Genomic DNA, 21,062 nt, shown 5'->3' on the forward strand with positions numbered 1-21,062 from the left:
GTTCGATCTTGCCATGTCCGACGCCCCTGTCTCCTCTGTGCCGCGCCACGACTGGACGCATGCCGAAGTCGTAGCGCTGTTCGCGCTGCCGTTCGCCGATCTGATCTATCGCGCACAAACCGCGCACCGGGCTTGTTTCGATGCCAACGCGGTCCAGCTGTCGACGCTGATGTCGATCAAGACCGGCGCCTGTCCCGAGGACTGTGCCTATTGTCCCCAGAGCGTACGCTTCGATACGGGCCTGGAACGGGAGGCGCTGTTGCCGCTGGAACAGGTACGCGATGCCGCTCAGCGTGCCCGTGCAGCCGGTGCAACGCGGTTTTGCATGGGCGCGGCCTGGCGTAGCCCCAAGGATCGGGATCTGGACAAGGTCATTGATATGGTGCGCGCAGTGCGCGACGAGGGGCTCGAGACCTGCGTGACACTCGGGATGCTCCAGGCTGAGCAGGCTCGACGCCTCAAGGAGGCCGGGCTGGACTACTACAACCACAATCTCGATACCTCGCCCGAATATTACGAGGACATCATCACCACGCGCACCTACGACGACCGTCTGGATACGCTCGGGCACGTACGCGATGCCGGGCTCAAGGTCTGCTGTGGCGGCATCGTCGGCATGGGCGAGTCGCCAATGGATCGCGCCGAGCTGCTGCGTCAGCTCGCCAATCTGCCTGAACATCCGCAGAGTGTGCCGATCAACAATCTCGTACAGGTCGAGGGCACACCATTGCACGGCGTCGACCCGATCGACGAGTTGGATTTCGTGCGCACCATCGCGGTTGCAAAGATCATGATGCCGAGCGCCTATGTGCGCTTGTCGGCCGGTCGCGAGCAGATGTCCGAAGCCGTGCAGACGCTATGCTTTCTGGCCGGTGCGAACTCGATCTTCTACGGCGATCAGCTGCTGACCACCTCCAACCCCGCTCACCTCAAGGATTTGGCCCTGCTGGACAAGCTTGGCATGGCGCCCGAGGCGACGCCCAAATACAGTGATGTGGCACCGGCGAGCCCACCGAGTGCGGCGCGTGCGCCGCAGCGGCGATCCACGCCCGCCGCCGCGAGCTAGTCCATGCGGCTGAACGACTTCTGTCGCCAGCGTCTGGCCGATATCGACGCGGCCGGGCGCCGTCGCCGCCGTCGGGTCATCGACGGGGCGCATACGCCGTCGATGACGGCAGACGGTCGCCGGTGTCTGAACTTCTGCAGCAACGATTATCTGGGGCTGGCCGGCGATCCGATCCTGAGCCACGCGCTGTCCGAGGCGGCCGGCCGGGTGGGGGTCGGCAGCGCGGCTTCACAGCTGGTCACCGGCCACAACGCCGAGCACGCGGCGCTGGAGGCCGAGTTGGCCGCCTGGGTCGGCCGTGAACGGGCCCTGGTGTTCTCTACTGGCTATGCGGCGAATCTCGGGGTGGTCAGTGCCTTGGCCGGCAAGCGCGATCATGTCGTGGCCGATGCGCTCAATCATGCGTCGTTGATCGATGGCGCACGGCTGTCCGGCGCCCGCAAGCATGTGTATGCCCATGGCAACGTGGATGCGGCCGCGCACGCGCTGTCGTCGACCGGGCCCGGCCAGCGGCTGCTGGTCACCGACAGCGTGTTTTCCATGGACGGCGACACCGCGCCACTGGCCGATCTGGCCGATCTGGCCGCGCGACACGATGCATGGTTCGTCGTCGACGATGCGCACGGGTTGGGAGTGTTCGGACCCGGCGGGGCGGGGGCAGTCGCTCAAGCCGGTCTAAATAGCGCTCAGGTGCCGATCCTGCTGGGTACGCTCGGCAAGGCAGCCGGAGCGGCCGGAGCCTTCGTGGCCGGCGACGATCTGACCATCGAAATGTTGCTGCAGACCGCGCGTTCGCTGATTTTCTCGACGGCCATGCCGCCCGCGGTGGCTGCTGCTGCTCGCCAGGGTGTGGCGATGGCACGGGCCGGCGAAGCCCGACGCGCGCATCTGCATGCGTTGATCGCGCGGTTCCGAGCGGGTGCAACTGCTCGCGGACTCGTGCTCGAACAGTCCGATAGCCCCATTCAGCCGCTGGTGCTTGGCGATGAGCGACACGCGGTGGCGGTCAGCCAAGCGCTGCTGGCGCGCGGCTATCTGGTCGGCGCCATCCGGCCGCCGACGGTGGCGCCGGGCACCTCAAGATTGCGGATCACGCTCACCGCAGGTCACGACGAAGCCCAGGTCGATGGGCTGCTGGATGCGCTCGGTGCGGTGATTCGTACGGGCGTCGATCGGTCGGCGTCGGCATGAATCTGCATATCGTCAGCCAGGGCACCGCGCGCGCGGACCAGCATGAGCTGGTCTTCATACACGGCTGGGGGCTGTCCGGGCGGATCTGGCAGTCCTTGATCGATCGTCTGTCGCCTCGCTTTCGTTGTCATGCGGTGGACCTGCCCGGCCATGGGGCCAGCAAGCCGGGCCCGGTAGGCCTGAACAATTGGGCCGACTCGCTGGCCGATACGCTCGCCGAGTCGGTGCAGAAGCCGACGGTGTGTGTCGGCTGGTCGCTGGGCGGGCTCGTCACATTGAGTCTGGCACGTCGGCATCCCGAGCGGCTGGCGGCTGCGGTGCTGGTGGCCAGCCTGCCACGCATGGTGCGCAGCCGGGATTGGGCCTGGGGGCTGGCCCCGGCAGCGATCGAACAGACCCGGCAGGGTTTGGCAGGCGATTACGCGACCACGGTCAGCGAATTTCTCATGCAGCAAGTGTTGGGCGAGCCCGGTGCCGCACGGGCTGTTCGCAGTCTACGCAGCGACCTGATCGATCAGCCGCCCAGCCGGGCCGGCCTGGAGCGCGGCCTGGACATCCTGCACGACACCGATCTTCGAACCGCTCTTGCCGCGCTGTCGCTGCCCACGCTCTGGGTCGCCGGCGCGCGTGATCGTATGGCGCACCCGGCGGGCATGGACTGGGCGGCTCGGCAGATGACCGGTGCCGGCTATTGGCCGGTCGAGCGGGCGGCCCACGCGCCGTTCGTCTCGCACGAGCGACGCTTTGCCGAGCGCGTAACGGCGTTCGTCGACGAGCTGGCGCGATCGCGCCCCCAACCGGCCGGCGAGATCCGCCCATGACCGCGCGCACGATATTCGTCACCGGCACCGATACCGAAGTCGGCAAGACCCTGGTGAGTACCGCTTTATTGCGCGGCCTGCGGTCGGCGGGCCATCGCGCGGTCGGTTACAAGCCGGTGGCCAGTGGCTGCGCGCGCACGCCGACCGGGTTGCGCAACGATGATGCGCTGGCCCTGCAGGCAGCGGGCACGCCGGGATGGCGCTACGACGCGATCAATCCCTATGCGTTTGCCGAACCGATCGCGCCGCACGTCGCGGCCGCGGATGCCGGCGTCACCGTGCTGCCCGATCGACTCGACACCGGCCACGCCAGGCTGGCGGCCGCCAGCGATTGGGTGGTCGTCGAAGGCGCGGGCGGCTGGCACGTACCGCTCAACGCCGAGTGCGATTTTGCCGATTGGGTCGTTGGTGCCCGCTGGCCGGTACTGCTCGTGGTCGGGATGCGTCTGGGCTGTATCAACCATGCCGTGCTCAGTGCCCGCGCGATCCGGAACGCCGGCGCACCGCTGGTTGGCTGGGTGGCCAATCTGATGCCGCCGCTTCAGCCCCGTGTGGAGGACAATCTCGCCTGTCTGGCGCAGGTGCTCGGCGTGCCGCCGCTAGCCCGTATTCCGCCGATGCCGGACGCCGAACTGGCGCTGAATCCCGAGCCCTGGCTGGCACGTATATAGAGGCTGCAGCGGGAAGTGTCGGACGCGATTGCTGTTTGCCAGCGCAACAGTGCTTCGCATAAACTCTCCGACCGGAGGACACGGTGGGATGTCTAGCCGAATCGAATCCAACGAACACGTGCGACGGCTGGTGATCGCGCCCAATGCTTCGCTGAGCAAGGCGCAGGCCCAGTGGTTCTTTGTCGGTATGTGTGCCGTGTCGTTCGGTATCGCCGGATTTCTGACAGTCTTCGGGCTGTGGCTGATCTGGCCTTTTGCGGGGCTGGAAATGGCCGCACTGGGCGCAGGGCTCTATGTCAGCCTGCGCGACAATGGTTATCGCGAGGTCGTCACCGTGTACGACGACCGTATAGAAGTCGAAGCGGGTCTGAACGAGCCGCAGAGAAGGTGGGAGTTTCCGCGTTTGCTTACACAGGTCCGTCTGAGTCCGGGCGTGTATAACAACAGCCCGTCACGGTTGTTGGTCACACGTCACGGCCACGGCTGCGAACTCGGACGCTGCCTGACCGATGAGGAACGCGGCGAAGTGGCCGAGCGGCTCAAGGCGTGGGTGACCGCGCCGCAGCTGACGTGAGCCGGCATCGCGGGCCTGATTCGTGTTTTACAGAGAGTGACTATGAATAAAATCAGCATTCTGTCCCGGTCGGGCCTGGCGGCCCTGGGCGCGCTGGCGATGGCGCCGGCGCACGCCGCCTGGACTCTCAACATGAATGAGGGCGTGACCGACCTGACCAAGGAAGTCTTTGGTCTGCACATGCTGATTTTCTGGATCTGCGTGGTCATCGGCATCGGCGTGTTCGGCGTGATGCTCTACTCGGTGATCGTGCATCGCAAGTCGCGCGGCTTCGAGGCCGCTCATTTTCATGAGTCCACCGGTGTCGAGATCGCCTGGACGATCATCCCGTTTCTGATTCTCATCGCCGTGGCCATTCCGACCGCAGGCACCCTGCTCAAGGTCGAGGACAGCAGCAATCCGGACATGACCATCCGGGTCACCGGCCATCAGTGGCTGTGGGAATACGACTATGTCGATCAGGGCGTGCATTTCTTCAGTCGTCTGGATCGCGCCAGCGACAAAGCGCGCCAGCAGAATTCCGGTATCGACCCCAATTCGGTCGAGCATTATCTGCGCAACGTTGACAACGCCATGGTCGTGCCTGTCGACAAGAAGGTACGCCTGCTGCTGACCTCGGGTGACGTCATCCATTCATGGTGGGTGCCCGATCTGGGCGGCAAGAAAGACGCGATTCCCGGCTACATCAACGACATGTGGTTCAAGGCCAACGAAACCGGCACCTATCGGGGCCAGTGTGCCGAGCTGTGTGGTCGCGGCCATGCGTTCATGCCGATCGTGGTCAAGGTGGTCTCGCAATCCGACTACGACCGTTGGGTTACCGATCAGGGTGGCAACGCCGGCGGCGATTCGGAGCTGGCTACCGGCCAGCCGAGCACCGACGATGCCAACGCCGATGCTCAGACGTCGGCTGATTCCAGCCCGACCGCGGGCGACGCGACCAAGGGACGGACCGAGGACGGCAACACCGAGGATCCACAGGCGGCCAAGGACAGCATTGTCGGCGTGGGTGAAAAGGACAACCAAGGTGCGTCGTCCGAGCAGTCGGGCGAACAGCAGCGGGAGATCGATTCGGCCCAGGCTTCACCGGATCGCGGCTCGCCGAAGGTCGATTCGCCCGAGACAAACGCCGAGGGCAACCAGTCCTCCGATTCACAACAGGGCGAGGGTGCCGGCGGCGAACAGGGCAACGCGCAGCAGGGCTCGTCTTCGAATGCCGATCAGGGCCAGGACGGAGACGAATCCGACCTGTCCAAAGACGACCTGATGGCCCAGGGCAAGCAGGTTTACGGCAATATGTGCGTAGCCTGCCACCAGGCCGACGGCAGCGGCATGCCTGCGGCCGGTTTCCCGGCGCTCAAGGGCGGTGCGATCACCACCGGCCCGGTGCCGGCACATATCGCCCAGGTTCTCAACGGCAAGGGCGCGATGCCCCCCTACAAGGGTTCGCTCAGCGATGAGCAGATTGCGGCCGTGGTGACCTACGAGCGCAATGCCCTCGGTAACAGCACCGGCGACGTGGTCCAGCCTTCCCAAGTGGCCGAGCAGCGATAATACAAGCCCCTTCGCGGCGGCTTAGGAGTTTTGCGATGAGCACTGTCAATCCGACTGACACCCACCACGATCACCACGATCATCACCACGGCCCGGTGACTCTGGCCGACGGTGTCTGGCCCTGGATGAAACGCTGGATCGGGACGACCAACCACAAGGATCTGGGTACGCTGTACCTGATCTTTTCTTTCACGATGCTGTTCATCGGCGGCCTGATGTCGCTGGTGATTCGTGCCGAGCTGTTCGCGCCCGGCATCCAGTTCGTCGACCCCGGTTTCTACAACGAGATGATCACGCTGCACGCGCTGGTGATGATCTTCGGCGGGGTGATGCCGGCGTTCGTGGGCCTGGCCAACTGGATGGTGCCGATGATGATCGGCTGCTCCGATCTGGCATTGCCGCGCGTTAACAACTGGGGCTTCTGGATCCTGCCGTTCGCGTTCTCGATGCTGCTCGGAACGCTGTTCGTGTCGGGCGGCGCGCCGGCGTCTGGCTGGACCATGTACCCGCCATTGGTGATGCAGACGGGTAACGCCCTGCCGTTGATGGTGTTCGCCATCCATATGGCGGGTATTTCGTCGATCACGGGCGCAATCAACGTCGTGGTCACCATTCTCAACATGCGTGCGCCGGACATGCCGCTGCTCAAGATGCCGCTGTTCGTCTGGACATGGCTGATCACTGCCTACCTGCTGATCGCGGTGATGCCGGTGCTGGCCGGTGCGGTGACCATGCTGCTGACCGACCACTTCTTCGGCACGACCTTCTTCGACGCCGCCGGCGGCGGTGATCCGGTGCTGTTCCAGCATATCTTCTGGTTCTTCGGGCATCCCGAGGTCTACATCATGATTCTGCCGGCCTTCGGCATCGTGTCGACCATCATCCCGACGTTCGCCCGCAAGAAGCTGTTCGGCCACGATTCCATGGTGTACGCCGTGGCGTCGATCGCCTTCCTGTCGTTCATCGTGTGGGCCCACCACATGTTCACGGTGGGCATGCCTGTGTCGGCCGAGCTGTTCTTCATGTTCGCGACCATGCTCATCGCCGTGCCGACGGGCGTTAAGGTGTTCAACTGGGTCGCGACAATGTGGCGCGGCTCGATGACCTTCGAAACGCCCATGCTGTTCGCGATTGGTTTTGTCGTGCTGTTCACGATCGGCGGGTTTTCCGGCCTGATGCTCGCGCTCACGCCGGTCGACTTCCAGTATCACGACTCCTACTTCGTGGTCGCCCACTTTCATTACGTGCTGGTGCCCGGGGCGATCTTCTCGATCATCGCGGCCATCTACTACTGGATTCCCAAGTGGACGGGCGTGATGTACAACGAGAAGCTCGGCCAGTTCCATTTCTGGTGGAGTGCGGTCTGGATCAACGTACTGTTCTTCCCGCAGCACTTCCTGGGGCTGGCCGGCATGCCGCGCCGGATTCCGGATTACGCGACTCAGTTCACCGACTTCAACATGATTTCCTCGGTCGGTGCCCTGATGTTCTTCCTCGGCCAGTTCGTGTTTATCTACAATATGATCATGTGCATGCGGCGTTCGGGCAAGAAAGCCACCGGCCGGGTGTGGGAAGGTGCCCGCGGGCTCGAGTGGACCGTCGCCTCGCCGGCGCCGTACCACACCTTCGAGCAGCCGCCCAAGATCGACCCGCGCGAGCTGGCCTGAGGGCACGGGTCGTACTGGATCATGTCGCCGAAGAGAAAGAACGCGCTGCTCGCACTCGCCCTGGGCGGTGTGGCGGTCGGTATCTATATCGCCTTCTTCTTCGAGATGGCGGCACGCTAGGCGTGTGGCGGCTCCGGCCGCCACACGGGCGCCGCGCATGCGGCACGACGGATGGGACGGACCGGCGCGTCATGGCCGTTCCGCTTAACTGAGTTAGAGAAGGGATCAAGCGCTATGGCCACGCACACCAGCGAGCAGCACAAATACTACGTACCCGAGCCGTCGCCATGGCCGTTCATGCTCACGGTCGCACTCGTGCTCACACTCGGCGGTGCCGGATTCTGGTTGAATGGCCATGTGGTCATCGCGCCGTACATCGCCGCGCTGGGCCTGGCCTGTCTGCTGGTGATGGTTTTCATCTGGTTTCGCGATGTCGTTCACGAAAACCGGACCGGGGTGTATGGCCACCAGGAGGACATGACCTATCGCTGGGCGATGAGTTGGTTCATCTTCTCCGAGGTCATGTTCTTTGCCGCCTTCTTCGGCGCGCTTTTCTATAGCCGCATGATTGCGCTGCCCTGGCTCAACGGTGAAGGCGAGAAATTCTTCACCAACGTCTATCTCTGGCCGCAGTTCGAAGGTGTCTGGCCCAGCAACGGGCCCGGCAATATCGGCGGCGATTTCGAGACCGTCAATGCCTGGCACCTGCCGCTGATCAACACGATACTGCTGCTGACTTCATCGGTGACCATCACCTGGGCGCACTGGGGCCTCAAGGAAGACAACCGCTGGAAGCTGTGTCTCGGCCTAGCGGCGACGGCGGCCCTGGGTGCGACATTCCTGTATTTCCAGGGCGTTGAATATCTCGAGGCCTACGAGCATCTCGGATTGACGCTGGGCTCGGGAATCTATGGCTCGACGTTCTTCCTGCTCACCGGTTTCCATGGCATGCACGTCACCCTGGGTACGATCATGCTGACCGTGATTCTTCTGCGCTGTCTAAAGGGTCACTTCAGCTCGCATGACCATTTCGGCTTCGAAGCCGTCGCCTGGTATTGGCACTTCGTGGACGTGGTCTGGCTGGGCCTGTTCGTGTTCGTCTATATTCTGTAATCGCCGCGCCAGCCTGCCCGTCGGGCCGAACTTTCGGCCCGAGCCGCCTGTCCAACCGATCAGCCGCTGCGTGTACGCGTGGCGGCCAGTCAGCGGCCGAGGTTGTGCGGATGCACGATGCCGGCCAGGTAGCCGGCGAACAGCAGGCCGATCAATACGACAGACAGCACGATCCGCCACGTGAGTGCCTTGACCACGCGCCGCGTGTCGCCGGTATCCCGTACTAGGAACACCAGCCCCGATCCGAGGGCCGCGAGTATGGCGATCAGGAAGGCGACGATGAAAAGTTTGATCATATGCGAATAGGGCGCTTTCGCTTCGCGCCGCCTTGGTGGGGAGGGCTAATTTTCGTGCTCGTATTCGCCGCGCTGTGCGGGCTCGGTATCTGGCAGATCGACCGTGGCGAGCAGAAGGAGCAGATGCTAGCGCAGCAAGCCGTGGCGATCAAAAATGCGCCACGGTCTTTCAACCGCGCCGCCGCCTCAGACAGCAACCCGGCTTATGGTTCTCGATACACCGTCGACGGGCGGATGGATGCGTCGCAGCAGATACTGCTCGACAACCAGGCGTTCGATGGCCGGATCGGCTACCGGGTATGGACACCCGTGGTGATGGCTGACGGGCGCCGAGTGCTGGTGGATCGCGGTTGGGTTCCACTGGGCGCGGGCGGGCGATCGGACATACCTTCACCCGCCGGGCCGGATGGCCCGGTCCGGATGACAGGGCGCTGGCGTGATCTGCCGGAACCGGGCATGCGTCTGGGCGGGGCGCCCGACTGCACGGCTCGCGGCTGGCCGCGGGTGCTCAACTATCCGACTATATCCTCGGTACGCTGTCAGTACGACGGCCCGGTGGTCGACGGGCTGCTGCTACTCGACGAAAGCGACGACCGCGGTTTTGCCCGCGACTGGCAGGCTGCGCTGGTGCAGATGCCGCCGGTACGCCATTTCGGCTATGCGGCTCAATGGTTCGCAATGGCCATCGCGGTCGCGGCCATCTTTCTTTTCGTCAATCTCAAGCGAATTCGATGAACCGACAAACCCTCGCCCGTCTCAAACTGCTCGGCGTGTTCCTGATATTTCTCGGGCCGTTGGCGTTGGCTTATCTGATGTACTACGGACTGTCCTATGGTGGCAGTGGTCTGGGTACCAACGGCGGCACGCTCATCAGTCCGGCTCGGCCGTTGCCGGATATCCGGCTGACCGAGGCCGGCGGCGAACCGGTGCAGAGTGGGGCCGTACTCGAACAGGAATGGACCATCCTTCAGTTGGCGCCCGCCGGCTGCGATGCGACCTGTCTGGAAAGCCTCGACGAGACCCGGCAGATTCGTGCGCTGCTGCATCGCCGTGCCGCGCGCGTGCAGCGGGTGCTGCTGGCCGGAGGCGATGTGACGCTGCCCGACCTGGGCCAACAACCCGATCTATCTATCTATCGCGGCGACCTCGCGCCTTTCCTGGATACGATGGAAGACAAGGCGGGCGCGCGCGACTCCGGCGTGGTGTACCTGATCGATCCACTGGGCAACTGGATGCTCTACTATCCGCCCGGCGGCGACGGTGAGGCGCTGTTCAAGGACATCAAGCACCTGCTCAAGCTTTCTCATATCGGCTGAGGATTTCGTCGTGTCGCGCTTTCAACTGAATCTGGCTACGTTGTGTCTGGCCTTTGTCGTCATCACCCTGGGTGCGTTCGTACGTCTGTCTGATGCCGGGCTGGGTTGTCCCGACTGGCCCGGCTGTTACGGGCATCTGGACGTGCCGACCGCTCAGGCCGATGTGGCGCGCGCCAACGAGCGCTTCGCCCACCGCCCCGTTGAGGCGCCCAAGGCATGGAAGGAGATGATCCACCGCTATGCGGCCGGGACCCTGGGCCTGTTGATTCTCGCAATGGCACTGGCCGCTCTTCGGCGCAGCGACAATCCTCATCAGCAACGTGCCTTGCCATGGGTGCTGGTGGCGCTGGTGATATTCCAGGCGCTGCTCGGAATGTGGACGGTTACGCTGCTGCTCAAGCCGCTGATCGTGACCGGTCACCTGCTGGGCGGCATGGCGACGTTCGCCCTGCTCGGGTGGTGTCTCTATCGGCAGGGCAATCTGTTTTCCGGCTGGCGAGCGCGCAGCGTAGGGACCCTGCGCGTTGCGGCCGGTGTGGCGCTGGCACTGCTCGTCGGACAGATCTTCCTCGGCGCATGGACCTCGACCAACTATGCCGCGCTGGCGTGTCCGGATTTTCCGACCTGTCAGACCTACTGGTGGCCGCCGACCGACTATCCGGCGGCCTTTACCCTGTGGCACGGCCTGGGTATCAACTACGAATACGGCATCCTCGACAGTATTCCGCGGGCGACGATCCACTGGACCCATAGATTGGGTGCCGTGCTGATCGTCGCCGTGCTGGTGGCGCTGGCCGGCCTGCTGTTCCGCCAGGGCGTGTTCGAACGCCGCTGGCGCGGCATGGGCCTGACGTTGCTGGCTGCACTGGCGTTGCAGGTGGGTCTGGGCATCTCCACGGTGGTATTCCACCTGCCGCTGCCCGTGGCCGTTGCCCACAACGGGGGGGCGGCCCTGTTACTATTGACACTTGTCGCGATCAATCATGCCGCATGGAGAGCGCGCGATCATGTCTAGCCCGAGCAGCAGCGCCACAGTCGAACAGCCGACATTGAGTCAGCGGCTGAACGATTACTACGAGCTGTGCAAACCGCGCGTGGTGCTTCTGATCGTGTTCACGGCCATGGTCGGCATGTTTCTGGCGACGCCGGGCATGGTCCCGGTCGATGCGCTGGTCTTCGGTACGCTCGGCATCACCCTGATGGCCGCCTCGGCCGCCGCCGTCAATCAGATGCTCGATATAAAGGCCGATGGGCGCATGGCGCGTACACGCAAACGCCCGTTGGTCACCGGTCATCTGGACATGGGACAGTCGGCACGCTTTGCCGTGGCCATCGGCGTAGCCGGCATGCTGGTGCTGATGTGTCTGGTCAATGCGCTGACCGCCTGGCTGACCCTGTTCACCCTGATCGGCTATGCCGGGGTCTATACGGTCTATCTCAAGCGCGCCACCCCGCAGAACATCGTTATCGGCGGTGCCGCGGGCGCAGCGCCGCCGATACTGGGCTGGGCCGCGGTGACCGGTACGGTCGATGCCCACGCACTGATTCTGTTTCTGATTATCTTCATCTGGACACCGCCGCATTTCTGGGCCCTGGCCATCGAACGGCACAAGGAATACGCCGAGGTGGATATTCCCATGCTGCCGGTCACGCACGGCCTCGAATACACGCGTACGCAGGTATTGCTGTATACCGTGCTGCTGTTGCTGGTGTCGTTACTACCGTTCGTCGCCGGGCTGAGCGGTCCGCTCTATCTGGTCAGCGCGGTCATTCTGTCTGGCTGGTTCCTCGTCTACGCGGTCCGCCTGAAGTACGCGCCCAAACCGGGCCTGGCGATGCGCACCTTTGGCTATTCGATCGTCTATCTGATGGCGATCTTCACCGCCTTGCTCGTGGATCACTACGTGCCTGTCGTCTTCGGCTGATCCACTTCCGATGGCAGGCCGCGGTCAGCGGCCGTCGATCAGGCGATCGAATCTCTGCAGGCACTCGACCAGTCGGTCCTTGCCGAACCGCTCGTCCAGACTCTCCTCGGCGAGCGGCGCAATCGCGCTCGCAGCGGGCAGACGGGCGTCGGCTTCAATCAGCGCCCGCATGCGCGGCAGGAACACGAACTGAAGCCACTGTGTGAACGACAGGGTGTCGGCACAGAATGGGGTCCGGCTGGCCATGGCCGCGGGCGCGGGCACCTCGTCATGCCAGTAGCCGGCCTCGCGCATGGCCTGTTCGATCGCCAGCACACTATCGGCGATCCGGTGGACGGGCGGGGCGGAATCCTGCGGTCGGGTCATGCGGAGTTCACTCGAACATCGGGTTTGTCGGGCCGACTCAGAACGGCCACCACCAATGGCCGGGGTTTTCCAGATCGGCACGGCAACCCTGTAACTGGGCGGCGTAGCGTCCGGCACGGGCGTCGACCCGGCCTGCGGTACGCATCAGCCACGGCTTGTTCTTGTAAGTACCACGGCGATAGCCTGCCTGACCCTCGTGATAGGCCAAGTACTGGCTGTAGGCATCCCATTTGGAGATTCCGAGCATCGCGCTGCTCTTGGCCATGTACCAACCAACGAAATCGGTCGCGTCGCCGAAGTCGTCTCGGTCGGCCCAGCCGTTACCACTATCGCGCTTGTACCAGTTCCAGGTGCTGTCGAGCGCCTGGGTATAGCCATAGGCCGAGGTGATATGAGTCCACGGGATGATCCATAGCAGACGCTTGCGCGGCGGACGTGCATCCCCCACGAATCGTGATTCCTGATAGATGATCGCCATCTGCACCTGAATCGGCGCACCCCACCGATCAAATGCGGCATCGGCATCATCGTACCAGCCACTTTTGTCGTAGAAGATGTCACAGACATTCGCGGTCGACCGCGGAGGCGCGGTCACGCAGCCGGCCAGCGCGAGCGTGAGCAGGAACAGAAGATAACGATGCATGGCCGAAAGCCTAGCAAAAGCAGCCCCGTCCGGGGTGGATAATGGGTGCGTTACAATATCGCCGCTCGCGATGCGCGGTGCCCTGATCACGTCGTTCGTCATTACCTAGCGTTATAAGAAAATAAAGAAATAGACGTTTTCATGCGGACGATCGCCCGTTAACCTGCGCCGTCCCGTGCCGTATCCGCTTTTTTCGCACCCAGCCCGGACCGTCGATGAAGTCAGCTCCCATCCAAGATCACACCAGCCCGCTCAACGCCGAGCAGGCCCAGCAGCTCACCGCGCTGATCGAAACGCTCACGCCCATGCAGGTGACCTGGATTAGTGGCTATCTGTCGGGTATCAATGCCTCGACCGTCGCCGGCGAAGTCGCCGCGCCGGCCGCGCCGGCCGCCCAGTCGAGTGTCAGCGAGACGCTGACCATCCTGTACGGCTCGCAGACCGGCAACGCCGAAGACATCGCCGAGCAGCTCAAGGCTCGTGCGGACACCGCCGGGCTGAATGCGGTGGTGATCGACATGCTCGATTACAAGCCCAAGGATCTGAAAAAGGAGCAGAATCTTATCGTTTGCGTGTCCACGCACGGTGAGGGTGATCCGCCGGACAACGCCGAGGAACTGCACGAATTCCTGTTCGGCAAGAAGGCGCCCAAGCTTGACGGGTTGAAGTTCTCCGTGCTGGCGTTCGGCGATACCAGCTACGAGCATTTCTGCCAGACGGGCAAGGATTTCGATGCTCAGCTGGAAAAACTCGGCGGCCGACGCATGGCCGACCGCGTGGATCTGGACGTGGACTTCGACGATGCGGCCGAGGCATGGATCGAGCACGTGGTGTCGACCTTCGCGGACGATATCGGAGGCGATACCGCGCATCCGACCGTGACCGCGATGCCCGGTGCGCAGGCTGCGACCCCCGAGTCGAACTATTCGCGCAAAAACCCGTTCGGCGCCGAGGTGGTAGGCAACGTAGTGCTCAACGGGCGTGGCTCCGATAAGGAAGTCCACCATATCGAGCTCGATACCGAAGACTCCGGCCTGGTCTGGGAGCCCGGCGATTCCCTTGGCATCATTCCGGAGAACAGTCCGGACGCCGTGGCCGAGCTCATCGCGGCGCTGGGGGTCTCCGGCAAGGACACGGTGACCGGTATCGACGGCGAAGTAAGCCTCGAACACGCGCTGACTCACCAATACGAGATCACAACGCTGACTCGGCCGCTGATCGAGAAATATGCCACTCAGGCTCAGTCGGAAGCCCTCGATGCGCTGCTCGCCGAGGACCAGCGCGAAGCGCTGGCCGAGTACATGGACGGCCGGTTCGTCGTCGACCTGGTCGAGGATTACCCGATTGCCGGTCTGACCGGGGCCGATTTCGTGCGCCTGCTGCGCAAGTTGCCGCCGCGCTTGTACTCGATTGCCTCGAGCCATGCTGCCAACCCCGACGAGCTGCATCTGACGGTGGCGGCCGTGCGCTACGAGACCCACGGTCGAGCCCGACACGGCGTGGCCTCGATTCAGCTGGCCGATCGCAGCGAAGAGTCGAAGCTGCCGGTCTATATAGATAGCAACAAGAACTTCAAGCTGCCGGGCGACGATGTGCCGATTATCATGATCGGGCCGGGCACCGGCGTGGCGCCGTTCCGCGCATTCATGGAAGAACGCGAGGAGCGCGGGGCCGACGGCGACAACTGGCTGTTTTTCGGCGCCCAGCACTTCCTCACCGATTTCTACTATCAGACCGACTGGCTGCGCTGGCGCAAGGATGGCCTGCTGACCCGCATGGATGTTGCGTTCTCCCGCGACCAAGCCGAAAAGATCTATGTCCAGGACAAGATCCGTGCCGCGGGTGCCCAGGTGTATGCCTGGATCGAGCGCGGCGCGACGATCTATGTCTGTGGCGATGCCAATGCCATGGCGCATGATGTCCACGAGGCTTTGCTGGCGCTGATCGGCGAACACGGAGGTCTGGACGCCGAGGCCGCGGCCGCCCACCTCAAGCAGATGCAGAAGGACAAGCGCTACCAGCGCGATGTCTACTGATCCGGCGTGATTCTCACTATTTCGAGCAGAGCATGAGCGACAACGAACTCTCCCCCGTCGAACACATCAAGATCGCGAGCAACTATCTGCGTGGGACCATCGCCGATGGTTTGGCCGACGAGCTCACCGGGTCGATCGCCGAAGACGATACCCAGCTCACCAAGTTCTACGGCTTTTACCAGCAGGACGATCGCGACCTGCGATCCGAGCGCAAGGCCTCGAAGCTGGAGCCGCATTATCAGTTCATGCTGCGCCTGCGCCTACCGGCCGGTGTAGTCACCGGCGAACAGTATCTGGCCATCGACGAGCTGGCCCACAAGTACGCTAACGGCACGCTGCGGTTGACCACGCGTCAGACCTTTCAGTACCACGGCGTACTCAAGAAGCACCTGCGCCCGCTGCTGCAGGCGGCATACAAAGTCGGTATCGATGCGCGCGGCGCCTGTGGCGACGTCAATCGCAACGTCATGGCTTCGGCGAACCCGCATTTGTCGGCGCTGCATCGGGACGTTCACGACTGGTCGACGAAAATCTCCGAACACCTGGCGTGGAAGTCACGTGCCTATGAAGAAATCTTTCTCGAACAGGCGCCGCAGGGCGAGGACCACGAGCCGATCTACGGGAAGACTTATCTGCCGCGCAAATTCAAGATCGCCATCGCTGTGCCCCCCGAAAACGATGTGGATGTCTTCGCCAACGATATCGGCCTGATTGCGATCGCCGAAGGCGATACGCTGGTCGGTTTCAATATCGCCATCGGCGGCGGCATGGGTTCGACGCACGGCGACGAAGCCACCTATCCGCGCCTGGGCAGTGTGATCGGCTTCGCGACACTCGAGCAGACGCTCGAAGCCGTGCAGACGCTGGTCGAGATACAGCGCGATCACGGCGACCGCAGCAACCGCAAGCACGCGCGGTTCAAGTACACGATCGACGACCACGGCATCGACTGGATCCACGACCAGATGGAAGAGCGTGTCGGCTGGCGTCTGGCCGAGCCTCGTGACTATGAGTTCGCGCGTAACGGCGACCCGCTGGGCTGGGCCGAGGACGATGCCGGCAACTGGCATCTGACCCTGTTCATCGAGAACGGCCGTATCGCCGACTTCGACGCCGAGGGTACTGCTCACTACGGGCAGTATCACGGCGAGCCGGGTTACAAGCTCATGACCGGCCTGCGCGAACTGGCCAAGATCCACCAGGGCACGATCCGTCTGACGGGCAACCATAATCTGATCGTGGCCGGGGTATCGCCCGACAACAAGCCCGCCATCGAGGCGTTGGTCGCCCACTACGGCCTGGACGACGGTAGCCGCGGGTCGACTCTGCGCCATTCGGCGATGGCTTGTGTGGCGTTTCCCACCTGCGGGCTGGCTATGGCCGAGTCAGAGCGGTATCTGCCGGCGCTGGTCACCGAGCTGGAAAAGATCGTCGATGATGCCGGGCTGACCGATCAGCCGATCGTCATCCGCATGACCGGATGTCCCAACGGCTGTGCGCGTCCTTTTCTGGGCGAGATCGGTTTCGTAGGCAAGGCTCCGGGCAAGTACAACCTGTATCTGGGCGCCGGCCACGACGGGGCCCGCCTGAACAAGCTGTATCGCGAGAACATCGGCGAAGACGAGATCCTCGCCGAGCTGACACCGATGATCGAGCAGTTTGCCGCTGAGCGCGAAGAGGGCGAACCGTTCGGCGATTTCGTCATTCGAGCAGGTATCATTGCCGAAACCACCGAAGGGCGATATTTCCATGACAACGTCGGTTCACCGCAGGCAGCGTAGTCGGTTTGTCGGGTTCGCGGCGGGGCTGATTTTGGCCCTGTTGCTGGCGGGACAAAGCGCACTCGCGCAATCCGGCGGTGGGCCGGCCGATGACACAACGGCCTCGAAAGACGCGCTCATCCGCGAGCTGGTCAATCTTACCGACGCAAGCCAGCTGGAGGCGGTCTTTTCACGCCAGTTCATCGACCGCGTGGCCAACGCCGTGGCGTTCGTCCAGCCGAATCTGGACCCGGCGACCATGGCGGTGATCCGGCAGGAAGCGACATCGGTGGTGCGCGAGCGAATCGAATCGGGAGATGCGCTGTACTCAGTGCTTTACCCGGTCTACGAAAAGCACTTCAATATTTTTGAGCTTAATCAGCTGGTGACGTTCTACGAGTCGCCGCTGGGCCAGAGGCTGGTGCGCGTATCGCCGCAGCTGCTTACCGAGTCGCTGTCGCTGGGTCGTGAATGGGGTTTGTCACTGGTGCCCGAGATCATCGACCGGGTTCAGACACGTCTGTCGAATTCCAACTGAGCCGCAGTCGTGTGAACCGGGCGCACAGGCTCAGGACGGCGGCCGTGTACCAGCCGGGGCAGGGCGGCTCTCCCAGCGACCGATGCCCATGAAGATCAGGCGCAGCTGTTTCTCCGCGCGCAGCATCAACGCGCTGTCTTCGGCGTTGTCCGGATCGACGTCGAGGATGCGTTCGGCCAGCGAGATCACGGTATTGACCACCAGATCGGCAAGCATTCGCAAGTCACTCCGCGAGATGTGCGAGAACTCGTCGAAGCGGGAAAAATCGTCGGCCAGGGCGTTGATCAGCAGCCGAATCTCGTCGTGGATTGCAGCCCGCATGGCGACCGTACCGGAAAACCGTTCCTTGACGACGAACTGGAACAACAGCTGGTTGTCGCGGACGTGGTGGGCGAACAGCTCGACCGAGTAGCGAACCAACCCCTTGAGCGGCAGCGATGACAGCTGCGCTTGTTGGAGTATGGCGCGCAGCGCCTTGAACGTCTGTTCGACCAGACTCAGCCCGAGTGCATCCAAATCCTCGAAGTGCCGGTAGAACGCCGTCGGCACCACGCCCGCTTCGCGTGCAATTCGACGCAGCGAAATCGCCGAGAAATTGGCTTCGGTCGCCACCAGTTCCAAGGCGGCCTGCATGAGTGCATCGCGCGCCTCGCCGCGACGGGGCGCACGTCGGCGGGATTTGGTCGTCGTCTGTTCGGCCGTTCGGGTCATGGGCGTTTGCGTGGCGGTCATGGCGATCTCGAAGGGCAGTCAGGCACGATAACCGCTCCGGTGTCCGCCTGGAATGGCGAGGACGGGCGGCCGAGTCGCGTCACGGGTGTCGAATGTGAACAAGTGTTGACTTGGGATTGCCCCATAGCTAAAGTGTACACATGTTCACATTCACTAGGAAGCGGATATGAGACCCCTGGTCAAGAAAGTGCTGAGCAGCTCGCTGGTCGGCGCCATGGCCAGCCCGCTCTCCGTCGACGATTATCTGTCTCTTATCGATCGCCGGCTCTCGCTGTCCGAACCGCGCGGCCGTGTGGTCGGCGTGGCACGTCAGACTGCCGATAGCGTCACGCTGTCGATCGAGCCCAACGATAACTGGGCCGGTCATCTCAGCGGCCAGCATGTGTTGCTGGGCGTTGACTTAAACGGCACACGGCACAGCCGCTGTTTTTCCATCGTCAGCGTGCCAGGTGAGCCGCTCATCGAAATCACCGTCAAGCGCAACGGCGACGGCCGTGTGAGCAATTTTCTGGTCGATCACGCCGCGCGGGGGCAACTCGTCTATCTGAGCGCGGCCCAGGGCACGTTCGTGCCCGAAGGCCCGCTGCCGGCCCGTGCGCTGCTGCTCAGCGCCGGTAGTGGCATCACACCGGTGATGGGATGGCTGCGCGACTGGGTCGCGCGCGGCGCGTGCGGCGAGGTGGTCTTCGTGCACTACGCGCGCAGCCGCGACGAGATGATCTACGCGGACGAGCTCGAAGATCTGGCTGCGCGCCATTCCGGGCTGTCGCTGAAGACTGTCTTCACCGCTGCTGACGGCCAGCGTCTGGATGCGCAGGCGCTAGAGGCCATGGTGCCGGATATCGACCAGCGCACCGCATGGGTCTGCGGCCCGACCGGGTTCATGGACGTCGCCGAAGCGGCGATCGGCGCGCGAAGCCGGGCGCCGCTTTATCGAGAGCAGTTTGCGGCCACCCGCCGTGAGGTTGCGCATGGCGAGGGCGCCGTACGCTTTATCCGGTCTGATATCGCCGCCTCCGGCGAGCAGGGCTCCCTGCTCGAAGTCGCCGAGGGGGCAGGCTTGAAGCCGGCCTACGGTTGCCGCATGGGTGTCTGTCACGCATGCAAATGTCGCGTGGCCGAAGGCCGGGTACGTGACTTGCGGACCAACCGGACCCGAGACGTACGCGACACCGATATTCAGTTGTGTATTCACGCCGCCGCCGGCGACGTGACGGTCGAACTCTGATCCGGCCGTATTTCATACCTACCGACAACGCCCCGCGCGTTGAGGACACGATGCCATGAGCAAACCCACCCACCTGACCGACGCCGATGTCGAAGCCTTCGGCGCAGAATTCGACGCAATTCGCGACGAGGTCATGAACGATCTCGGCGAACGGGATGCCCGCTATATCCACGGCGTGCTGCGCACCCAGCGCTCCAGCGAAGTCGCCGGACGCGCCTTACTGATGGCCGGCATTCTGCCGCCGGCGTGGCTGGCCGGTACGGCGCTGCTGTCGTTGTCCAAGATTCTAGAGAACATGGAAATCGGGCATAACGTCATGCACGGCCAGTGGGACTGGATGAACGATCCGGCGCTGGATTCGGCCACTTATGAGTGGGACAACACCTGCCCATCGAACCAGTGGAAGCATTCACACAACTATGTGCACCACACATTCACCAATATCGTGGACCTCGACCGCGATCTGGGGTACTCGGTGCTGCGCATGAGTGAAGACCAGGCCTGGGAGCCGCGCTTCATCGTGCAGCCGGGCATTGCCCTGGTCCTGGCCGCCTATTTCCAGTGGGGCGTGGCCCTTCACGACCTGGAATGGGAACGGATCGGCCGCGACAAGAGCTGGTCGGAGGTCGGCAGCCAGGCCAGCCAGATCTGGGCCAAGGTCCGCGGCCAGCTGCTCAAGGACTATGTACTGTTTCCGGTGATCGCCGGCCCGATGGCACCTTTCGTGCTTACCGGCAACTACACCGCGAATCTGACCCGCAACGTCTGGTCGTTCCTGATCATCTTCTGTGGCCATTTCACGGACGAAGTGGAAATGTTCGACCAGGCTGAGGCCAGCAACGAAACGCGCGGGCAGTGGTATCTGCGTCAGTTGCTGGGCTCTTCGAATCTGAGTGGAAGCGTGCCGTTTCATATCCTGTCGGGGCATCTGAGCTACCAGATCGAGCACCACCTGTTTCCGGACATGCCCTCGCATCGCTATCGCGAGATTGCGCCCCGTGTACAGGCGATCTGCGAGCGCTACGGCCTGAACTACAATACCGGGCCCCTGAGCCGGCAGTTCGGCGGCGTCGTGCGACGCATTCTGCGCATGTCGTTGCCGCATCGCCGTAAACGCACTACGCTGAGTCACGAGTCTTCCGTGCATGCACCCGTCTATGCTGAAGCTGCTTGAAACCTTCAAGGACTCGGCGGAGTCGACGCTCGATTCGGCGGCTTCGCGCGTCGAGAACGTTCATCGGCTGATCGGCGGTTATGTCGGTGAGCGGGCGCGGCGATTGACCGGTCGCCCGCGTGCCGATGACGCGACTGCGCCTGGCTCACGGGCGAACATTTATGACGTGATTCGAGGGGTCAACCGCGAGATCGGGGAATTCGGTACCGACGTGTTCGAGATCATCGACGACGCCCGGGCACGTCGCGACGCTGAAAAACGCGCTGCCGACGATCACGACTGACCGGCCGCTGCTCGCTCGTGGGGCCGGCACTCGTTTGGCGGGCCAGCGGGTGGTTCGCGCGCTCTTCCCGTGCACGCTAGAATCGGCGCGCTAGCGCTTCGGTCTTAG

General features: G+C 63.3%; 22 protein-coding genes. 18 read left to right on the plus strand and 4 right to left on the minus strand.

What is annotated here, in order from left to right; genetic code table 11:
- The first annotated feature begins 13 nt into the window (after nt 1–13).
- From bioB to T31B1_RS13895, 8 genes are all read left to right on the plus strand, one after another.
- Nucleotides 14–1,066 (plus strand): biotin synthase BioB, encoded by a 1,053-nt coding sequence (bioB, locus tag T31B1_RS13860; protein WP_353250102.1) that lies wholly within the window; start codon nt 14–16, stop codon nt 1,064–1,066.
- Between the two features lie 9 nt (nt 1,067–1,075).
- The gene (gene bioF, locus T31B1_RS13865) at nt 1,076–2,257 is read left to right on the plus strand and encodes an 8-amino-7-oxononanoate synthase (protein WP_502950997.1); all 1,182 of its coding nucleotides are present in this window, start codon (nt 1,076–1,078) and stop codon (nt 2,255–2,257) included.
- The gene (locus tag T31B1_RS13870; RefSeq protein ID WP_353250104.1) at nt 2,254–3,078 is read left to right on the plus strand and encodes an alpha/beta fold hydrolase; all 825 of its coding nucleotides are present in this window, start codon (nt 2,254–2,256) and stop codon (nt 3,076–3,078) included. The genes bioF and T31B1_RS13870 overlap by 4 nt, the downstream gene beginning before the upstream one ends.
- A complete protein-coding gene (bioD, locus tag T31B1_RS13875) occupies nt 3,075–3,749 on the plus strand; it encodes a dethiobiotin synthase (RefSeq protein ID WP_353250105.1) in 675 nt (224 codons plus the stop codon). The genes T31B1_RS13870 and bioD overlap by 4 nt, the downstream gene beginning before the upstream one ends.
- An 88-nt stretch (nt 3,750–3,837) precedes the next feature.
- On the plus strand, nt 3,838–4,323 hold the full coding sequence (locus T31B1_RS13880) for a DUF2244 domain-containing protein (protein WP_353250106.1): 486 nt from the start codon (nt 3,838–3,840) through the stop codon (nt 4,321–4,323).
- Nucleotides 4,324–4,365: 42 nt separating this feature from the next.
- Nucleotides 4,366–5,877 carry a cytochrome c oxidase subunit II gene (gene coxB / locus T31B1_RS13885; protein ID WP_353250107.1) on the plus strand — a complete coding sequence of 504 codons (1,512 nt, stop codon included), beginning with the start codon at nt 4,366–4,368 and terminating at the stop codon, nt 5,875–5,877.
- Nucleotides 5,878–5,912: 35 nt separating this feature from the next.
- Nucleotides 5,913–7,544: a cytochrome c oxidase subunit I gene (gene ctaD / locus T31B1_RS13890; RefSeq protein WP_353250108.1), complete on the plus strand. Its 1,632-nt coding sequence runs from the start codon at nt 5,913–5,915 to the stop codon at nt 7,542–7,544.
- A 234-nt stretch (nt 7,545–7,778) separates the two neighbouring features.
- Complete coding sequence (locus tag T31B1_RS13895) at nt 7,779–8,657, plus strand: cytochrome c oxidase subunit 3 (RefSeq protein ID WP_353250109.1); 879 nt, start codon at nt 7,779–7,781, stop codon at nt 8,655–8,657.
- 89 nt (nt 8,658–8,746) lie between these two features.
- On the opposite strand, the gene T31B1_RS13900 is transcribed toward T31B1_RS13895, so the two are convergent.
- Nucleotides 8,747–8,953 (minus strand): twin transmembrane helix small protein, encoded by a 207-nt coding sequence (locus T31B1_RS13900; protein WP_353250110.1) that lies wholly within the window; start codon nt 8,951–8,953, stop codon nt 8,747–8,749.
- A gap of 54 nt (nt 8,954–9,007) precedes the next feature.
- On the opposite strand from T31B1_RS13900, the gene T31B1_RS13905 reads away from it, so the two are divergent.
- The 4 genes from T31B1_RS13905 to cyoE are packed head-to-tail and all read left to right on the plus strand — an operon-like array spanning nt 9,008 to nt 12,194.
- The gene (locus T31B1_RS13905) at nt 9,008–9,688 is read left to right on the plus strand and encodes an SURF1 family protein (RefSeq protein ID WP_353250111.1); all 681 of its coding nucleotides are present in this window, start codon (nt 9,008–9,010) and stop codon (nt 9,686–9,688) included.
- Complete coding sequence (locus T31B1_RS13910) at nt 9,685–10,269, plus strand: redox-active disulfide-containing membrane protein (protein WP_353250112.1); 585 nt, start codon at nt 9,685–9,687, stop codon at nt 10,267–10,269. The genes T31B1_RS13905 and T31B1_RS13910 overlap by 4 nt, the downstream gene beginning before the upstream one ends.
- Nucleotides 10,270–10,279: 10 nt before the next feature.
- Nucleotides 10,280–11,284 carry a COX15/CtaA family protein gene (locus T31B1_RS13915; RefSeq protein ID WP_353250113.1) on the plus strand — a complete coding sequence of 335 codons (1,005 nt, stop codon included), beginning with the start codon at nt 10,280–10,282 and terminating at the stop codon, nt 11,282–11,284.
- On the plus strand, nt 11,277–12,194 hold the full coding sequence (cyoE, locus tag T31B1_RS13920; protein WP_353250114.1) for a heme o synthase: 918 nt from the start codon (nt 11,277–11,279) through the stop codon (nt 12,192–12,194). Before T31B1_RS13915 ends, cyoE begins: the two co-directional genes overlap by 8 nt.
- Before the next feature lie 24 nt (nt 12,195–12,218).
- Here cyoE and T31B1_RS13925 read toward each other — a convergent pair whose 3' ends face one another.
- Nucleotides 12,219–12,560 (minus strand): YqcC family protein, encoded by a 342-nt coding sequence (locus T31B1_RS13925; protein WP_353250115.1) that lies wholly within the window; start codon nt 12,558–12,560, stop codon nt 12,219–12,221.
- Nucleotides 12,561–12,597: 37 nt separating this feature from the next.
- Nucleotides 12,598–13,203 (minus strand): transglycosylase SLT domain-containing protein, encoded by a 606-nt coding sequence (locus T31B1_RS13930; protein WP_353250116.1) that lies wholly within the window; start codon nt 13,201–13,203, stop codon nt 12,598–12,600.
- 215 nt (nt 13,204–13,418) lie between these two features.
- Here T31B1_RS13930 and T31B1_RS13935 point away from each other — a divergent pair, with 215 nt between their 5' ends.
- The 3 genes from T31B1_RS13935 to T31B1_RS13945 are packed head-to-tail and all read left to right on the plus strand — an operon-like array spanning nt 13,419 to nt 17,537.
- The gene (locus tag T31B1_RS13935; RefSeq protein WP_353250117.1) at nt 13,419–15,239 is read left to right on the plus strand and encodes an assimilatory sulfite reductase (NADPH) flavoprotein subunit; all 1,821 of its coding nucleotides are present in this window, start codon (nt 13,419–13,421) and stop codon (nt 15,237–15,239) included.
- Between the two features lie 32 nt (nt 15,240–15,271).
- On the plus strand, nt 15,272–17,020 hold the full coding sequence (gene cysI / locus T31B1_RS13940) for an assimilatory sulfite reductase (NADPH) hemoprotein subunit (protein ID WP_353250118.1): 1,749 nt from the start codon (nt 15,272–15,274) through the stop codon (nt 17,018–17,020).
- A 31-nt stretch (nt 17,021–17,051) separates the two neighbouring features.
- Nucleotides 17,052–17,537 (plus strand): DUF2059 domain-containing protein, encoded by a 486-nt coding sequence (locus T31B1_RS13945; protein ID WP_353250119.1) that lies wholly within the window; start codon nt 17,052–17,054, stop codon nt 17,535–17,537.
- Nucleotides 17,538–17,567: 30 nt separating this feature from the next.
- On the opposite strand, the gene T31B1_RS13950 is transcribed toward T31B1_RS13945, so the two are convergent.
- Nucleotides 17,568–18,269, minus strand: coding sequence for a TetR family transcriptional regulator (locus tag T31B1_RS13950; RefSeq protein ID WP_353250120.1), 702 nt, complete (start codon nt 18,267–18,269; stop codon nt 17,568–17,570).
- Between the two features lie 166 nt (nt 18,270–18,435).
- Between T31B1_RS13950 and T31B1_RS13955 the strand changes: the two genes are divergently transcribed.
- Genes T31B1_RS13955 through T31B1_RS13965 form a run of 3 tightly spaced genes read left to right on the plus strand, consistent with a single transcriptional unit; the run spans nt 18,436 to nt 20,954 of the window.
- Nucleotides 18,436–19,497 carry a ferredoxin reductase gene (locus T31B1_RS13955; protein ID WP_353250121.1) on the plus strand — a complete coding sequence of 354 codons (1,062 nt, stop codon included), beginning with the start codon at nt 18,436–18,438 and terminating at the stop codon, nt 19,495–19,497.
- Between the two features lie 55 nt (nt 19,498–19,552).
- The gene (locus tag T31B1_RS13960) at nt 19,553–20,671 is read left to right on the plus strand and encodes a fatty acid desaturase family protein (RefSeq protein ID WP_353250122.1); all 1,119 of its coding nucleotides are present in this window, start codon (nt 19,553–19,555) and stop codon (nt 20,669–20,671) included.
- Nucleotides 20,655–20,954, plus strand: a complete 300-nt coding sequence (locus T31B1_RS13965) for a hypothetical protein (protein ID WP_353250123.1) — start codon at nt 20,655–20,657, stop codon at nt 20,952–20,954. Before T31B1_RS13960 ends, T31B1_RS13965 begins: the two co-directional genes overlap by 17 nt.
- The last annotated feature ends 108 nt before the right edge of the window (nt 20,955–21,062 follow it).

Source organism: Salinisphaera sp. T31B1 (assembly GCF_040361275.1).
Classification (GTDB): Bacteria; Pseudomonadota; Gammaproteobacteria; order Nevskiales; family Salinisphaeraceae; genus Salinisphaera.

What these genes read in the sequence shown, in the direction of transcription:
- bioB (WP_353250102.1), top strand. Translation starts at nt 14, where the DNA reads ATGTCCGACGCCCCTGTCTCCTCTGTGCCGCGCCACGACTGGACGCAT.
- T31B1_RS13870 (WP_353250104.1), top strand. Translation starts at nt 2,254, where the DNA reads ATGAATCTGCATATCGTCAGCCAGGGCACCGCGCGCGCGGACCAGCAT.
- bioD (WP_353250105.1), top strand. Translation starts at nt 3,075, where the DNA reads ATGACCGCGCGCACGATATTCGTCACCGGCACCGATACCGAAGTCGGC.
- T31B1_RS13880 (WP_353250106.1), top strand. Translation starts at nt 3,838, where the DNA reads ATGTCTAGCCGAATCGAATCCAACGAACACGTGCGACGGCTGGTGATC.
- coxB (WP_353250107.1), top strand. Translation starts at nt 4,366, where the DNA reads ATGAATAAAATCAGCATTCTGTCCCGGTCGGGCCTGGCGGCCCTGGGC.
- ctaD (WP_353250108.1), top strand. Translation starts at nt 5,913, where the DNA reads ATGAGCACTGTCAATCCGACTGACACCCACCACGATCACCACGATCAT.
- T31B1_RS13895 (WP_353250109.1), top strand. Translation starts at nt 7,779, where the DNA reads ATGGCCACGCACACCAGCGAGCAGCACAAATACTACGTACCCGAGCCG.
- T31B1_RS13900 (WP_353250110.1), bottom strand. Translation starts at nt 8,953, where the DNA reads ATGATCAAACTTTTCATCGTCGCCTTCCTGATCGCCATACTCGCGGCC.
- T31B1_RS13910 (WP_353250112.1), top strand. Translation starts at nt 9,685, where the DNA reads ATGAACCGACAAACCCTCGCCCGTCTCAAACTGCTCGGCGTGTTCCTG.
- cyoE (WP_353250114.1), top strand. Translation starts at nt 11,277, where the DNA reads ATGTCTAGCCCGAGCAGCAGCGCCACAGTCGAACAGCCGACATTGAGT.
- T31B1_RS13925 (WP_353250115.1), bottom strand. Translation starts at nt 12,560, where the DNA reads ATGACCCGACCGCAGGATTCCGCCCCGCCCGTCCACCGGATCGCCGAT.
- T31B1_RS13930 (WP_353250116.1), bottom strand. Translation starts at nt 13,203, where the DNA reads ATGCATCGTTATCTTCTGTTCCTGCTCACGCTCGCGCTGGCCGGCTGC.
- T31B1_RS13935 (WP_353250117.1), top strand. Translation starts at nt 13,419, where the DNA reads ATGAAGTCAGCTCCCATCCAAGATCACACCAGCCCGCTCAACGCCGAG.
- cysI (WP_353250118.1), top strand. Translation starts at nt 15,272, where the DNA reads ATGAGCGACAACGAACTCTCCCCCGTCGAACACATCAAGATCGCGAGC.
- T31B1_RS13950 (WP_353250120.1), bottom strand. Translation starts at nt 18,269, where the DNA reads ATGACCGCCACGCAAACGCCCATGACCCGAACGGCCGAACAGACGACG.
- T31B1_RS13955 (WP_353250121.1), top strand. Translation starts at nt 18,436, where the DNA reads ATGAGACCCCTGGTCAAGAAAGTGCTGAGCAGCTCGCTGGTCGGCGCC.
- T31B1_RS13960 (WP_353250122.1), top strand. Translation starts at nt 19,553, where the DNA reads ATGAGCAAACCCACCCACCTGACCGACGCCGATGTCGAAGCCTTCGGC.
- T31B1_RS13965 (WP_353250123.1), top strand. Translation starts at nt 20,655, where the DNA reads ATGCTGAAGCTGCTTGAAACCTTCAAGGACTCGGCGGAGTCGACGCTC.